General features: G+C 72.6%; 11 protein-coding genes. 3 read left to right on the top strand and 8 right to left on the bottom strand.

Annotated elements, in window-relative coordinates; all coding sequences use genetic code 11:
- The first annotated feature begins 14 nt into the window (after positions 1-14).
- Entirely contained in the window at positions 15-197 is a 183-nt protein-coding gene (locus THESUDRAFT_RS13760) for a LysM peptidoglycan-binding domain-containing protein (RefSeq protein ID WP_040827659.1), read from the top strand.
- 881 nt (positions 198-1,078) lie between these two features.
- On the opposite strand, the gene THESUDRAFT_RS11000 is transcribed toward THESUDRAFT_RS13760, so the two are convergent.
- From THESUDRAFT_RS11000 to THESUDRAFT_RS13100, 3 genes are all read right to left on the bottom strand, one after another.
- Positions 1,079-1,894: an enoyl-CoA hydratase/isomerase family protein gene (locus THESUDRAFT_RS11000; protein WP_006904866.1), complete on the bottom strand. Its 816-nt coding sequence runs from the start codon at positions 1,892-1,894 to the stop codon at positions 1,079-1,081.
- 217 nt (positions 1,895-2,111) lie between these two features.
- Entirely contained in the window at positions 2,112-2,999 is an 888-nt protein-coding gene (locus THESUDRAFT_RS10995) for a zinc-binding dehydrogenase (protein WP_006904865.1), read from the bottom strand.
- 89 nt (positions 3,000-3,088) lie between these two features.
- The gene (locus THESUDRAFT_RS13100) at positions 3,089-4,687 is read right to left on the bottom strand and encodes an IS200/IS605 family accessory protein TnpB-related protein (RefSeq protein WP_006904864.1); all 1,599 of its coding nucleotides are present in this window, start codon (positions 4,685-4,687) and stop codon (positions 3,089-3,091) included.
- 369 nt (positions 4,688-5,056) lie between these two features.
- On the opposite strand from THESUDRAFT_RS13100, the gene THESUDRAFT_RS10985 reads away from it, so the two are divergent.
- Positions 5,057-6,295: an MFS transporter gene (locus THESUDRAFT_RS10985; RefSeq protein ID WP_278199634.1), complete on the top strand. Its 1,239-nt coding sequence runs from the start codon at positions 5,057-5,059 to the stop codon at positions 6,293-6,295.
- Between the two features lie 70 nt (positions 6,296-6,365).
- Positions 6,366-7,190, top strand: coding sequence for a metallophosphoesterase family protein (locus THESUDRAFT_RS10980; protein ID WP_006904862.1), 825 nt, complete (start codon positions 6,366-6,368; stop codon positions 7,188-7,190).
- A 124-nt stretch (positions 7,191-7,314) separates the two neighbouring features.
- Here the strand turns inward: THESUDRAFT_RS10980 and THESUDRAFT_RS10975 are convergent, their stop codons facing one another.
- The 5 genes from THESUDRAFT_RS10975 to THESUDRAFT_RS10955 all read right to left on the bottom strand — a co-directional run bounded on the left by THESUDRAFT_RS10975 (position 7,315) and on the right by THESUDRAFT_RS10955 (position 15,492).
- Positions 7,315-8,805: an aldehyde dehydrogenase family protein gene (locus tag THESUDRAFT_RS10975; RefSeq protein ID WP_006904861.1), complete on the bottom strand. Its 1,491-nt coding sequence runs from the start codon at positions 8,803-8,805 to the stop codon at positions 7,315-7,317.
- Positions 8,806-8,917: 112 nt separating this feature from the next.
- On the bottom strand, positions 8,918-10,018 hold the full coding sequence (locus THESUDRAFT_RS13755) for a polysaccharide deacetylase family protein (RefSeq protein WP_051009336.1): 1,101 nt from the start codon (positions 10,016-10,018) through the stop codon (positions 8,918-8,920).
- A gap of 815 nt (positions 10,019-10,833) precedes the next feature.
- Complete coding sequence (locus tag THESUDRAFT_RS10965) at positions 10,834-11,238, bottom strand: TIGR04086 family membrane protein (RefSeq protein WP_006904859.1); 405 nt, start codon at positions 11,236-11,238, stop codon at positions 10,834-10,836.
- A gap of 524 nt (positions 11,239-11,762) precedes the next feature.
- Positions 11,763-12,596, bottom strand: coding sequence for a 5'/3'-nucleotidase SurE (gene surE / locus THESUDRAFT_RS10960; protein ID WP_006904858.1), 834 nt, complete (start codon positions 12,594-12,596; stop codon positions 11,763-11,765).
- 307 nt (positions 12,597-12,903) lie between these two features.
- Positions 12,904-15,492: an ATP-dependent DNA helicase gene (locus THESUDRAFT_RS10955; protein WP_006904857.1), complete on the bottom strand. Its 2,589-nt coding sequence runs from the start codon at positions 15,490-15,492 to the stop codon at positions 12,904-12,906.
- Positions 15,493-15,507 lie beyond the last annotated feature (15 nt).

The following is a 15,507-nucleotide window of genomic DNA, read 5'->3' as shown; positions in this document are numbered from 1 at the left end:
GGGAGGCTGCCTTATTGCAGGGGAACCAGGTGGTCGTCCGGCGGGGCGATCGCATCTGGGCCATTGTGGAGCGGTATGGGCGCAGCGACCGGGATCCCCGGGATCTGGTGGCGGCCGTGATGGAGGCCAACGGCCTAACATCCCCGGCACTACGGCCCGGTATGGTCCTGGTCCTGCCACCCGAGGTTCTCCGGTAGGCGGAGCACCGCGGACCCCAGACATCCGGTGCAGGGCGGCCCGCTGCCGGCCGCCGCACCGCCCATGGTATACGGCCATCCTCCCGGCCTTTTCTTACGGATGTCTTGTGAGCGATTCATTCCTTGTGTTTGCCGGAAGGCATCCTGCGGGCCCGCTGCTCGGCAGCGGTACACCGGGTGAGCATGCAACCGTCCGCCGATCGGGATTTTTCGGGCGGGTAGCGGGCAGCCACATTGCGGCGGAGCCGTACCTGGGCGGAGGAACCGGTACCGGTTGCAGCGCAGCCGGTGGATGCGATGGGCAGGCTTACCGCCGCTCTGGGTCGCTTCGTCCAGATTCGCAGATTTCTCTGGAGAAGCCATGAGCGACCACCTTCCGTGGCCACCGCCAGGGCTGGGGGGCCGGCGGGCAGCGGGACACCGGGGTTCTGGTGAGACCCCGGGACCTGGCTTCAGGACGCCGTCCTGTACTTCGTATAAGTGGCATTATGTTAAGTAAGTTAAGTAAGCACGGGGCACCCCACGGCCCCCAGCCCCTCTCGCTCCCGCGACACGACCAGCCCGGCGGCGGGTTCGACCGTGACGAGCGGCGAGGAGGCTCCCTGCAGGCGGAAGTCGCCGACCCGCCTGCAGGGATTCGCCCCAGCCGAAGGGTGCCGGGGGACGGCGGGCGTCGCCGGGTGACGCGGACCCGGCCGCGTTCCCCCAAGCATGTTGCCCGGAATCGGGGCCCGCCGCGAAGGGGCACCTACGGACCGAGCGGCCCCACCCGTGTGGCGGCGAGCCCGGCCCCCGCTCCAGGGCGGGTCCCCCTCCGCCGGCGTGGGCTGGAGGTGGGGGCTGCAGGCGGGGTCTATCCCTACCGAAGGTGCGCCCGTGCCTCAAAGCGGCGAGCTGGCCTCGAACTGGGGCGGCCGCTTGCCGCGTAGCGAAGCCAGGCCCTCGGCGGCATCCGGCAAGGTGAAACCCAGGAACTCCAGCGCCGTCGAGGTGTCGAAGATCGGACCCGCGGCCCGCAGCCAGTTGTTGAGGGCGTACTTGGTCCAGCGGATCGCCGTCGGGCTGCCCTGGGCCAGCCGGCGGGCAATGTTCAGGGCAGCCTCCCGGGCCTCGCCGTCGTCCACGCAGAGGGCGACGAGCCCGATCCGGGCGGCTTCCTCGCCGCTCACGGGCTCGTTCAGCAGGAGGTGATACTTGGCCCGGGCCATGCCCACCAGTAGAGGCCAGATGATGGCGGCGTGATCGCCGGCGGCCACGCCCAGGCGAACGTGCCCATCCAGCAGGCGGGCGTTCCGGGCGGCCACGGCGATGTCGGCCAGCAGCGCCACGGCCAGTCCGGCGCCGACGGCGGGGCCTTCGATGGCGGAGACCACGGGCTTGGAACAATTGATCAGGTTGTACACCAGGTCGCGGGCTTCTTTCCAGACCCGCACCCGGACCTGGGGATCCTGCATGATGGCTTCGACCAGGCGGAAATCGCCGCCGGCTGAAAAGGCCTTCCCTGCGCCCCGTACCAGCACGACCCGAACTCCGGCGTCGCCGTCGATGTCCCTCCAGATGCGGGTAAGCTCGGTATGGGTCTCGGCGTCCACCGCGTTGAGCGTCTCCGGCTGCTCCAGGACCAGCTCCAGGATCCCGGGTTCCGCCCAGGACAGCTGCAGCCGCCGGTATTGGTGCCACCAGGACGACACGGGCATTCCCTGCCTTCCTCCGCGAGGGTTCCAGGTGCAGTGGAGAGACGTCCGGCCCCGAGTGAACCCGAGGGAGACGGAGTTCGGCCGGGGGGACCCCGAACTCCTGCCGAGACTTTTGCCGAGCTCCTGCACGGCTCTCTCTCCTGCCGTCTCGGCTGCGGTCGCCGTTGGCGGGGCCGGCCTGCACCGGGCTCCCGGCTCCCGCGGGTCCGGTTCCGGCTCAGAAGCCGCCGGGGGAACCGGCGGGTCGAACCCGCAGGGCGATCTTGCCGCGCACGCCGCCCTCCTCCAGGCGGCTGTGGGCTTCGGCCACCTGGTCCAGGGGCAGGATGCCGTCCAGGGCCGGGCGCAGCTTGCCGCCTTCGATCAGGGTCCGGAGGGCGTCCAGCTTGTACCGGGCCCGCTCCAGGAAGAGCCCGTGCAGTGTCAGGTTCTTCCGCGACAGGGGGCCCAGGTTGACCTGGCCGCCCAGGATGGTCACCACCCGTCCGTGGGGCCGCACCACCTCAAGACTCCAGGTGAGGACCTCCCCTCCCACCGTGTCCAGGACCAGGTCCACGCCCTGGCCGCCGGTCTCGCGCCGGATGACCTCCACGAAATCCTGGGTCCGGTACTCGATCACCCGGTCGGCGCCCAGGGACTTGACGAATTCCATGTTGTCGGCCCGGGCGGTCGCGTAGACGAAAGCACCGGCCGCCTTGGCGATCTGGACGGCGAAGTGGCCGATACCACCGGCCGCGCCGTGGATCAACACCGTTTCGCCCACCTTTAGCCCACCACGGGTGATCAGGCCGTCCCACGCCGTTCCCCCGGCCAGGGGCACCACGGCCGCTTCGGTGTGGGACAGGTTCTCCGGCTTGCGGGCGACGATCTCCTGGCGCGCCACGTGATACTGCGCGTAGCTGCCCGGCCGGCCACCGAAGATCTCGGGGGTGTAGTAGACCTCATCGCCCGGCTGGAAATCCGTCACTCCCGGTCCCACCGCCACCACCACGCCCGACACGTCGTAGCCGATGATGGCAGGAGGCACCACACCGGCCCAGGTGCCGTTGCGGCGAATCTTGTAATCCACCGGGTTGACGGAACTGGCGTGAACCTCGACCAGCACCTCGCCCGGGCCGGGCTCGGGTACCGGTACCTCCCGGGCTTCAAAGACCTCAGGCCGTTCCTAAAAACATAGGCATTTATTACATCTGCCTATGACGCCGGGCGAACAGCGCTCCCGACGATTCGCGCCGGGGGATCGCACCCCGGACCCCAAGCCAGACCATCGCACCCCGGGCCGTGCGGCCTTGGGGCCGCCGGTGCCAGGGTGGGTAGGGGTTCTCCCCTGCCTGGGGCGTCCTCGGAGGACCACTCATAAAGCCGGTGCGCCTGCTTGCCGCGCACCGCCGGGGCGATGCGCCGCCAATCGCTCCAGACGTGCCGCCCTCGATTCCTCGCGGGTAGAGGGCGGGCGGTTCCAGAGCGCAAGCGCTCGCCCAAACCAAGGCCCCGGCGGGCAATCGCCACCGCCGCTGCGGCGTGGGGCGACAGCCCGTACCGGGCCATAAACTTGACCTTGCCAATCACGCTGGTGAAGGCCGGGTTGACGCGGATCACTTCCACGCCTTCCCGGGCGGCCCGGGAGAGCAGCAGGGCCATAAACGCGGCGTAGGCAAAGGCGGACAGCATCCGGGCGTAGCGGTTGTCTTCTTCCCGAAGGCGGGCCTTCTTCTCCCGAAAATCCAGCCGTTCGACGACGATGGGCTTGCCGGCGCCCTTTGCCCATGCCACAAGGTCCGCCACCACATCGCCCAGGATGGCCTTCACCTGCTCGCGGCGCTTGCCTTGAAGCTGAAACCGGATGTCGCGAGCCGCCACCGGGTTGCCGAAGCGGTCCACCTCCGCCACGGCCAGCCGGTCGGGGTTCAGATCCGCGCCAAGGGCGCCAGCCATCCGCGATGTCGTGATCGGGGCCGCTGGCCGTTCGGTGGTGGCGAACACATACCACACACCGCGCTTACGGACAAAGCGGTAGGAAATCGCTTGCCCGGTTGCGATGGCACGCGAAATCACATTATCCCCGTAGGGGAAGCGGACACCGTGAATCCAAATGTAGCGACCAAAACGAGCGGCCAAGGCGTTTGGCACGCGAAGGCGCAATGACCCGGCGATGAGCGAGCAATTCAAATTCCCGCTCATTTCGCCTTTTGATCCGATGCAGAAGAAGCTTTGGCTACGGGCATCGCGCCATGCCTTGCGCCATTCGTCGTGGGAAGCAAACCCATTCTCTTCAAGGTGGAACTGCCGGTGAAACAAACGCCGAGAACCAAAGCAAATCGGCGGCAATCCCGTCCGGGCTTCCGCCGTTTCAAGGCGAGCGCGAAGCATCGCCAGTCGCCGTTGCTTCTGGTGCAGCTGAAATCGGACCCGACGGCGACGCTCCGCCCGCTCTTCGGGCGGCAGGGCGGCCCAGCGGCCCTTGCCCGATGCCAAGGCTTTCTCCTGCTTTTGGAGCTTGGTAATCGCTCGTTCGGTGGATTGAATCTGCCCGCGCAGATGCACCAGATGGTGCCGATGGGCTTCCTCCGCCGCCTTCACCTTGGCCTTGAGTTCGATGGCCAGAGCATTGAAGTGGCGAGCCGTGATTCCGTAGTGGGCAATGTATTCCCGCTTGCACTCAACAAGGGGACGATTGTGAACATAGACATCGACAAATAACCGGCGCAGCAGGCGACCGTACAGGGCGGCGATGGCGTCCAGCACGGGATAAACAGACGGGTCTTGAATCTTCGTCTGAAAGGTCGCCTGCATGGCCCGCGTGTCCTCCCTCTCTCATCATACCAAACGCCTGTTCCATACACCAAAGAGGAACAGGAGACGGAGGTGAAATGTTTCGCCTACGTCTGATAAGATTTGACGATAGTTTGGTCAGCAGTTACGAACCCCTCCGAAGGTCCGGATGACCATGGCCCTCATGGTCTTCGCCGTCTTCGCCATGGGACTCCCCCCACCCGTGGGATCTGGACCCAGTTAACGGGTAAACCCATTACCGGGATAAGCCAATGCTTACAGCCTCGTCAAGGCGGCCTGCGCCCCGGCGCTACCGGGAGGAAGGCGGCGCCGCCCGGCACGGGCGGCTTGCCGGCCGGCGGCGGCACCGGCGGGCCCCGGGCGAGCCGGGTGGCAGCCCGCGCTCCCCGGCTGCCCGGCAGGAGCTACCGCCGGTGCTGCCCAAACCTCTTCAGGGATGGCCAGGCGGGCCTGGTCTCCCTGGCCGCGGCCCTGGATGGGGCGGGGCTGGGCATGCTGCTGGGCCTGCTGGTGATGGCGGGTACGGGTTTCCCGTCCAGCCAGGTGGCCGGCAGCCACGCCGTCATCGGCTGGTTTCCCCCCAGGGAGCGCGGCCTCGCCATGGGGATCCGCCAGGCGGGCTTGCCGGCGGGCGGGTTTGCGGCCGCATGGCTCCTCCCCGGCCTGGCCAGCGCCTGGGGCTGGCGGGCGGCCCTGGCAGGGGCGGCGGTGGCCTGCATCGCCAGCGGGGTGCTGGTGGGACTGGTCCTCCCCCGGGACGAGCCCAGATCGGTCCCACGGCCCCGGGAGACGGGAACCGGACCCGGGTCCGGACAACGCGACCGGGTTGCCGGGGGGCGTTCCGCGAAATGCGGGCCGGCGGGGGTCCACGGGGGGCGGTCGGGGCGGGCCCAGGACCCGCGGGCGGCCCGGGCGGCGCGGGGGCGGGATGCCGGCGCCCTGGCGGTGGCGGCCTGGTTCTTCCGCCAGCCCACGCTGGTCCTGGTCACCGTCGTAGCGTGCGTGCTGGCAGCGGTCCAGTTCAGCCTGACGGGGTACTTGCCCCTGTTCATGGAAGACGTGTTCGGCTGGTCCCCGGACGCGGCCGGGCGCCTTCTGCTGGTGGTCCATCTGGGGGGCATGCTGGGGCGGCTGGCCTGGGGCTGGGCCTCCGACCGGCTGTTTGGCGGCCAGCGGGCGCAGCCCATGGCCGGTGCGGCCTTGGGGGGGATGCTGGCGGCGGCGGGCCTGGTGGCCGCCGCCCTCCTGGGCGGCACCAGCGGGCACGGTCCGGTAGGATCCGCGGCCATGGTGCTCCTGGCGGCCCTGGCAGGGTTCAGTTGTCTCGGGTGGAACGGGCTCTACACCACGGTGGTGGCGGAAAACGCGGGATCCCGGTCGGCGCCGGCTTTGGGCCTGAGCATGACGGTGCTGTACGTCTTCACCATGCTGGCGCCGCCCCTCTTCGGGCGGGTGGTGGACGCAGTGGGCCACTACGCGGCCGCCTGGGGCCTGGCGGTGCTCTTGCAACTGGCGGGCCTGGTTCTCATCGGCCGGCTTCACCGCCGGCTGGCGGGCGGCGCTGAAGGGCTGGCCCGGGGGATCCGGCCGCTGGCGGGTTCGTCCTGAGGGGGCGGACCAGGCACGGGCAGGGTCGGGGGCGGGGCCCGGTGAGGGACGCGTGCGAGGAGGTGCTACCGTGAGGGTCGCGGTGATCAGCGACATCCACGGCAACGGGCCGGCCCTGGACGCCGTCCTGGCCGACATCGCCGCCCGGGCCGTGGACGCCATCTACTGCCTGGGTGACGTGGCGTTCCAGGGGCCCCACGCGGCCTACTGCGTGGACGTCTTGCGGGAGCGGCACATCCCCACGGTGCGGGGGAACACCGACCGGTACCTGGCGGGAGGCGGCCGGCCGCCAGGGATGCCGTCCGGGCGGGCCGACGCCTTGCTGCGCCCCTGGCGGGAAGCCCTGGGGCCGGAGCGGCTGGCCTGGCTGGGGGCTCTGCCCGAGCGGCTCGAGGTTACGTGGGGTGGCGCCCCAGGGCTTCTGGTGCACGGTTCGCCCCGCTCGGACGAAGAGCCCCTGCTTCCCAGGCTGCCGGGCACCGGCCCGGCCGGCGCTCCCGGCACGGGACCCGGCACTGGGAGCCCGCCCGGTGCCGGCAGCCCGGAGGATGGCGATCCCCTGGCGGGCGTGGACGCCCAGCTGGTGCTCTTCGGTCACCACCACCTGCAACTGGCCTGGCGCCAGGGTGGGACCGGCCCCTGGATGGTGGGGCCGGGCAGCGTGGGCATGCCTTTCGACGGAGATCCGCGGGCTGCCTACGCCCTGATCACCGTGGAGGAGGACAGGGACGCCCCCCGCGTCGGTGCACCGCGGATGGCGGTGACCCTGGTGCGGGTCCCTTATGACGTGGAGGCCGTCATCGCTGCCCACCGGCAGGCAGGGCTCATGGACTACAATCCCCTGTTCCCCGCCCAGCTGCGCCAGGCGCGCATGCATCCGGCCCCCCAGGGGTGAACCCCGAACCCCGGGTTGAACCCCGAACCCCGGGTGGAACGGCACCGGGGGAGGGCTCTCCCCTGCCCTCCCCCGGCCTTCCCTGGGATCGTGCGGTCCAGGAACCGTCAGGCGTCACGGGGCCCTAGTCGATCTTCACCTCGTCGATCTGGGCCCGCTGCAGCCGGCCGCTGAAGTCCACGTAGATCGCCTTCCACTCCGTGTAGACCTCCAGCGCCGCCTGGCCGGCCTCCCGGTGGCCGTTGCCCGTCGCCCGCATGCCGCCGAAGGGCAGGTGGATCTCGGCCCCGATGGTGCCGTGGTTGACGTAGCAGATGCCCGTCGCCAGATCCCGCATGGCCACGAAGGCGTTGCGCACGTTCTGGGTGAAGATCGAGCTGGAGAGGCCGTACTGGACCGAGTTGTTGATCTCGATGGCCTCCTCCAGGCTGCGGATCTTGATGATGGACAGCACCGGGCCGAAGATCTCCTCGTTGGCGATGCGCATGTCCGGGGTGACGTCGGCGAAGATGGTCGGCTGGAAGAAGAAGCCCCGGGCCAGCTCGCCCTCGGTGGCCGGCTGGCCGCCCACCACCAGGCGGGCGCCCTCCTCGCGGCCCACGTTGACGTAGTACGCCACCTTCTCCACGGCGCGGCCGTTGATGAGGGGGCCCACGTCCGTCTGGGGATCCAGGCCGTTGCCCAGGCGCAAGCGGGCCGCCCGGGCGGCCAGCCGCTCCACCACCTCGTCGTAGACGGCCTCGTGCACCAGCAGGCGGCTGGTCGCGGTGCAGCGCTGGCCGGTGGTGCCGAAGGCGCTCCAGATCACCGCCTGTTCCACCAGGTCCAGGTCGGCGTCGTCCATGACGATGACGGCATTCTTGCCCCCCAGCTCCAGGTGCACCCGCTTGAGCTGGGCGCCCGCCACCTGGTTGACGTGCTTGCCCGACTCCACCGACCCCGTGAAGGAGATCAGGTGGACGTCGGGATGGTGCAGCAGCGCCTCGCCCACGGTGCCACCCGGGCCGTAGACCAGGTTGAGCACGCCCGGCGGCAGCCCGGCCTCCTCGAAGATCCGCACCAGCTCGTAGGCCAGCCAGGGCGTGTCGGTGGCGGGCTTGAAGACCACCGTGTTGCCGGCCACCAGGGCGGGCATGATCTTCCACGTGGGGATGGCCAGCGGGAAGTTCCACGGGGTGATGGCCGCCACCACGCCGATGGGCTCCCGTACCGCCATGGCGAACTTGTCGGGCATTTCCGCCGGGGTGGTGTGGCCCAGCAGGCGCCGACCCTCGCCCGCCATGTAGTAGGCCATGTCGATGCCTTCCTGGACGTCGCCCCGCGCCTCGGGCAGGACCTTGCCCATCTCCTGGGTCATCTTGCGGGCCAGGTCTTCCTTGCGCTCCCGCAGGAGCTCGCCCGCCCGGTAGAGGATCTCGGCCCGGCGCGGCGCCGGGACCTTGCGCCACCTGGCGAAGGCCGCCTTGGCCGCGGCCACCGCTTCGGCCACGTCCTCCTCGGTGCCCAGGGCCGCCCGGCCCAGGACCTCCCCCGTGGCAGGGTTGATGTTGTCGACGTATTTCCCCGAACGGGGTTCGGTCCAGCGGCCGTTGATGTAGTTCAGGTAGACGGTCACGCCGCTCCCCCCTTCCCCCCTTGGTTCGCGAGGGGCCCGGACCAATCCTGCGGGCGGGACGGTCTCCTCCGCCGGTGGCCGGAACGGGGCCGGATGGATCCCCTCCCTCCTGTCACCCCGACCCGCCGGTGGAAGGCGGCGTGGAGACGGGTCCGGCGGCGTCTCCGGCGGCGCCCGGGCCGGTAGCGGGCGCGGCCTCGCCCTGAGGGGTGGCGGCCTGCAAGGCGTCCAGCAGCTGGTCGACCGTCACGGGGCGCAGGGCCCTGGCATCAAGGCGCTGCAGAAGCAGGGGCAGGGCCTCGATGGTGGCCCGTTGGGTGGCGTGGAGCATCAGGACGGCCCCGTTGTAGGCGCTGGCGGCGACCCGGGCCGCCAGCTGGTCCGGTGGCAGGGGCGGCACGTCCTGGGCGCCGATGTTGGTCCACAGCAGGACGCGGTGGCCTTCTTCCCGCGCCCAGCGGAAGACGGCCGGGTCGCGCAGGTCACCGGCCGGCCGGTAATACAGGGGGGGCCGGCCAGCCAGCCGTGCCAGCAAGGCCGCGGTCCTGCGGATCTCGGCCCGGGTCGCCGCCTCCCCCAGCTCGTGGGGACTACGGTGGCTCCAGCCGTGGTTTTCCACCTGGTGGCCCCGCCGCGCCAGCTCCTGCACCAGCTGGGGGTGTTGCTGCGACCGGGCACCTTCCAGGAAGAAGGTCGCCTTGACGTCATGCTCCTCCAGCACCGCCAGCAGGGCGGGCCAGGTGACGGGATCGGGGCCGTCGTTGAAGGTCAGGGCCACCAGGCCGCCTTCCGCGGCGTTGCCGCCGCCCCCCAGTCTGGTTTCCTTCGTCGAACCCGAGGGGTCCTCGCCCCCCGCCCGCACCCCGCCCTCTCCGGTTCCCGGACCGGATGCCCCGCCGGGGCCCGTTCCCGGCCGGCCGGAACCGGGTGAATTGCTTCCGGGCGCGGCGCCCGGATCCCGGCTTGCAGCCGTTCCCGGGCCGGATGCCGCGCCGGGACCCGCGTCCGGGGCTTGCCCCGCCGCCGTGAAGCCGGCCGCGCCGGGGATGCGCAGGCGCTGGCCCGCCTCGATGCGGGCCGGGTCTGTGAGCCCGTTGTACCGGGCCAGTTCCTCCACCGGTACGCCGTAGCGGCGAGCAATGCGGTACAAGGTCTCCCCCTTTTGCACCACGTGCACCCGCGGTTCGGCGGCCAGAACGGTTTGGGCCTGCAACCCCAACGGGCCCGCCCCTGCCGCGGCGTGGCCCGGCCGGAGGTCCGGCGTTCCCTCCGGGACGCCGGCGCCCGAGGGGTTTGAAATGGCAACCCCCTCGGTCCAGACCTTGCCCACACCCCAGCCGGCCAGGGCCGCGACCAGGCAGGCTACCAGCAGCGGCAGCCAGTGCCAGGGCGGAGGGGTTGCGGTCCTTTGCCCCGCCTGGGCACGGGACGAGCCCGCCCGGGAGGATGGGCCACCCGCTGTCTCACCGGGCGCGACCCGGCGCGCGCGGCCCAGGAACCCCGGGTTCCCGCTGCCGCCTTCCCCCGGGGCGGGACCGCGGCGGCACGGCGAGGACGGACCTGCCGCGGGGAGCACGGAGGCGGCCGGGGACAGGCTGGCCGAGGTTCTCCGGGACGGGCGCGGGGCCCCACCCGCCCCGGCGCTTCGCCGGCCGGGGCGGACCACCCCGACGGCCGCCAGCGGAGCCGGAGCGGGTGGCACCAGCGCGGCCGCAGGTCCGGCGGTACGGAGCTTTCGGCCTCCCGTCCCGGGGCAGGGCCGGCGAACCTCCGGTTCCGGGGCGAGCCCCGGGTCGGTCCCGTGGCTCGAGGGCATGTCCGGGTCGGGGGCAGGGATTCCCTGCATGGAACGTTCCTTCACCACCGTCTGGCCTCCAGGGGTCCCGTCCTGGGTACCCGCCAGGTGGAAGGGCGCGGGCCGGAAGGGGGCCCTGGCCCGGTGGGGCCGGGGGCCGGCGCCGGGGTACCGCCGGACACCGGTGCCGCCGCGGGCTGCGGCGGTCTGATGGCGGCCGGGGAGGCCACGGGCTAGAGCAGCATCCCCACGGCCCCGCCGATGGCGCCGAGGATGAACCCCAGCAACATGCGGGGCCCCAGCTGGGCCAGGGGCGTGGGTTCCGCGGGAAAGAGCCAGTGGCCCAGGGCGCTGCCGATCAGCACGTACAGCAGGCCGGCGGCTCCACCGTGCAGCCAGCCCTTGTGGTCGGCGGCGCGGGCCGCCACCAGCCCGCCGGCAGCGGTCGCCAGCATCCCGAGGTAGTAAAGAAAGGCGTTGAGCTGGTACTCGTTGAGTGCCGTGAAGTACACCGCCAGGGCCAGAACCCCCGACGCCAGGACCACCAGCACCAGGGACACGGCCGCGCCCACCAGCACGGCGCGGGCGTGGAACGGCGGCGGGGTGCGGAAACGCTCCCGGGCGTCGGCTCCCTGCACGGTCCGATCCCCCCTTCCGGGCTCCCCGCGCGACGCGCGCGGGCCCGTACGGGAGATCCCTATGTCGGGCGCAGGAGGGTTAGAACGCTGCCGGAGGGACGCCAGGGCATCTTCGGGGGCCCGTGCCGCGGCTCCGGGCCACGGGCGTACCCCGGCGCGGCGACCCCGGACCAAGCCGCGGGCCGGTGCGCGCGCAGCGCACCGGCCCGGTAGGCCGTGGCCCGGGGATCGGAGGCATGGGGCGATCGGCGTACGACCGCGACGACGGGGTCCGTGGCCGCGGGCCGGTCGAACCGGCCGGGGTGCTGGATCCGGCCGGTTCGTTCCGGGAACCGCGGCCCGTTCCTATCGTGGCCGCCAGGGCGGGATGGTACCCTAGCAAAAACCGGCCCCGTCTTCCGCGAGCCGGTGGCTTGGAGGCCCCGCGCGCCCCAGCACGGGCGCCCCGCGAAAAGGTAAGGCCGCGCGCGCGGCGGGTTCAACCGGCGTTCAACCGGCAGGGAAAAGGACTCCTGCCGCGGGCTTCAGGCTTCCGGCCGGACCTGGGCCCGGCCTGCGGCGTCCAGGCCACGTGCGGTGCCCAGGCCGGCTTCCAGCTGCGGCCGCCAGGCCTCCAGTCGCGCCATGGTCTGGTGGTCCGACAGCTGCAGGTGGAGGGCGGTGACGGAGATGTAACCCGCCCGTACGGCCCCCACGTCCGTTTCCACCGAGGGCGGTTCCTGCACCGGCTCCCCGGCCAGCCAGTAATACGGGCGGCCGCGGGGATCCAGGCGCTTCTCGAAACGGTCCCTGTACATCCGGCGGCTGAGCACCGTCAGGGCCACGCCCGCCATCCGCTCCGCCGGCAGGGGCGGGACGTTGACGTTCAGCAGGACGCCCGGCGGCAGTCCTTCCCTTGCCACCAGCTCCGCCAGGCGGGCCGTGAACTCGGCCGCAGGCCCGTAATCGGGGTCTTCCCAGGCCGCCAGGCTGACGGCAATGGCCGGGACGCCCATGATGACGCCTTCGATGGCCGCCGACACGGTGCCCGAGTACAGCACGTCGAAGCCCAGGTTCCCTCCGCGGTTGATGCCGGAGATCACCAGGTCGCACGGGCCCGGCAGGACCGCCAGCAGCCCGATCTTGGTGCAGTCGGCCGGCGTGCCGCTTACCGCGTAGACCGGCGAGCGGGCGCCGGGGATCTCCACGGGGTCCAGGTACAGGGGCTTGTGCAGGGTGATGGCATGGCCGGAGGCGCTGCGCTGGCGATCGGGGGCCACCACGTAGACCTCCCAGCCCGTCCGCTCCTCCAGCGTGGCCCGCAGCGTCTGGATCCCCTGGCTGTACACCCCGTCGTCGTTGACCAGTAGAACGCGCAACGCTCGTGCCTCCTGAAATAGGGTCCGTCGGGACGGCGCCGGGCGGCCCGGATCGACCCTGCGAGCAGCGCCCGGCACCGGGATTATTGGGATGGTACCACGAACCAGCTGCACCGGCCAGCCCGCCCCGCTGCGGCCGGGCCGCCCGGATGTCCGGCCAGGGCGCCCGAGGGGACCGGTCGCCGGCCTGCCGGGCGTCGCCGCGGCGGCCCCCGAGGGCCGTTGCGATGCGCAAGGCGGGGCACGCCGGGGCCGAGTCCCCGGCGCCGGCGGACACGCGCCGGGACACAGCCCTCCCCCAGGCTGTTCAACCCGGGCCGTGGTCGCCGTCACCCGCCCGCCCCGCCCGGGTGAACCAGCGGCCCACCACCTGGACGGCCTCGGACGCCGGCCCCACCCAGCGAGCGGCCGGAGGCAGGCTGTCCAGCAGCAGGGTCGCGTACCGGGAGGAACCCGGCGCCAGGCGCGGGTCCAGGACCACCACCACGCCCCGGTCCGCCGGGCCTCGGATCAAGCGTCCAAAGCCCTGCTTTAATCTGACGGCTGCGCGCGGCAGCTGATACTGGAAGAAGGCCGAGCCCCCGGCGGCGGCGATGACGTCGCAGCGGGCTGCCGTCAGGGGGTCTCCCGGCGGGTCGAAAGGCAGGCGGGTGAGGATCACCCCCTCCAGCCGCCGGCCGGGGACGTCGATTCCCTCCCAGAGGCTGTCGACCCCCATCAGCACGTCCACCCGGCCGCCCGCCAGGGCCGCCACCAGCCGGCCGCGGGGCCCGTCGCGGTCCTGCAGCGCGGGCCGCCGGCCCAGGGCGCGGAGGGCCGGCCGCAGCTGCTCCCCTACGGCTTCAAGGGCCCACCGGGCCGTGAACAGGACCAGCACGCCGCCGGGGATGGCGGCAATCAGGGGCAGCAGCCGGCGGGCCAGCTCCCCGGCGTAGACTTCGTCGCGGTGGCTGGGCGGGCGCGGCGCGTCGGTCACCACCGCCAGCAGCGCCTGGCGGGGGAAGTCGAAGGGTGACGGGATGAACCGGCGGCGGGCCCCCGCGATGCCCAGGCGCCGGAGCCAGTGGTCGTCCCGGGGCAGGGTAGCCGAGGCCAGCACCGCCGGGACGCTGGCGAACAGGGGCTCCAGATCCGCGGCAGCCACCACAGGGGCCGCACTCAACCGGGGGCCGGCAGGATGGGCTTCCACCCAGGTGCACAGCCCGTCCGCCTCCTGCAGCCGCGCCACGGCCGCCACGGCCTCCTGAACCCGCTGCCGCAGGCGCCGGAAGGCCAGATAGGCCCGCTCTTCCACGGGCGGGGGCTGGCGGTCCAGGGCTTCGGCCAGGGCGGGCAGGCTCTCTGCCGCCTCCGCCAGGGCCCGGGCCAGCTGCCGGTGAAGGGGCGAGCCCCGCCCCTCCCTCCAATCCTGCGGCAGCCGGGCCGCACCGCCACCGGCGGTGGCGGCCGCCGCCTCCAGCGCCGTGGCCAGCCCTTCCAGCGCGGCGCGGGCGCGGGCAACCCGTGCGGGAAGGTCGTGGCCGCCGCTGGTGGAGGGCGGGACCCCCTGGCCACCCGCGGCCGGAACGGCCTGATCCGCGGAGAACGGGCCGCCGGGCGCCTCCCGCCGCGGCCTCCCGTCCCCGGCGCCCGCTGGGGCGAAGCCCGCCGCAGGACGCCGGGACGGGGCTGCGGTTCCCAGCACGCGAAGCAGCTCGGCGGGGTTCAGCCGGCAGCCCAGCTGCTGGGCGGCCACGTCCTCCAGATGATGGGCTTCATCCAGGATCAGGGCGTCGCAGGCGGGGAGGAGGCGGCCCCCGGCCGCCCAGTCGGCCAGGAGCAGGGCGTGGTTGGTGACGATGAGGGCGGCCTTCTGCGCGTTCTCCCGGGCCATCAGGGGGAAGCAGCTCCGGGCCGCCGGGCAGGCTGCACCCAGGCAGGAGCCGGCGTCCACGCCGAGGCGCGGGGCCAGGCGGCCCAGGACGGGATGGGCCAGTTCGGACAGCTCGCCGGTGGCGGTGGACTCAAGCCAGTGGGCCAGGGCGCGGGCGGGATCGCCCGCGGCGGTCGCCGCGAGGGCTTCGGGGACGATGCCCGGGCCCGTGACCTCGGGGTCCGGCGCCGCGCCGCCGGCCGCCGTTTCTGGAGCGGCGCCGCCCACCCCCCTCTCGTCCGGGGTGCCGCGTCCCCCGGCGGCGGACCACAGCACCGGGCGGCCGGCGGCCAGTTCGTCCAGAACCGCCGCGGCCTGCAGGCGGCAGGCATACTGGCCAAAGCCCTTGAGCACGGCGGTCGTAACGGGCACCAGCCGCTCCACCACCGGCAGGTCGCGCGCCCGCAGCTGGTCCTGAAGGGCCACGGTATGGGTGGCGATCACCACCCGGGTGCGGTGGCGGTGGGCCCAGAGGGCGGCAGGGATCAGGTAGGCCAGGCTCTTGCCGATGCCCGTCGCCGCCTCCACCGCCAGGTGGCGTCCCTCCTCCAGGGCGGCGGCCACCTCCAGCGCCATCTCCACCTGGCCAGGGCGGTACTGGTAGCCCGGTACCAGCCGCTCCAGCAGGCCGCCGGGGCGGAAGGCCGCCTCCACCAGGGCGGCCAGGGACGGGGACCCGCCGCCCGGGGGTGAACCCGGCGCGGATGGAGAAGCCCCGGGACCTGCAGGTCCCTCGGGTTCCTCCTCCGGCGGAGAGGTGCCCGGGGGCTGACCGGCCCGGGTTCCGGGTCCTGGTGCCGCCTCCGGGCCCGGGCCCGCTTCCGGCCCACCCGCCGGCGCTCCCGCCGCGCGGGTGACGGGGAGAGCCCCGGCGAGCCCCGCCTGGTGGGTGCCGCTGCCTGGTTGCGCGCTCTCCGCCGGGCGGGTGCCACCCGCCGGGCAGGATTCGTCCTCAAGGCCCGGAGCCGGGCTGGTGCCGTCCAAGGCGCCCCCTCCCCT

Source organism: Thermaerobacter subterraneus DSM 13965, from assembly GCF_000183545.2.
GTDB lineage: Bacteria > Bacillota > Sulfobacillia > Thermaerobacterales > Thermaerobacteraceae > Thermaerobacter > Thermaerobacter subterraneus.
This window is presented reverse-complemented; position numbering and strand designations above follow the sequence as displayed.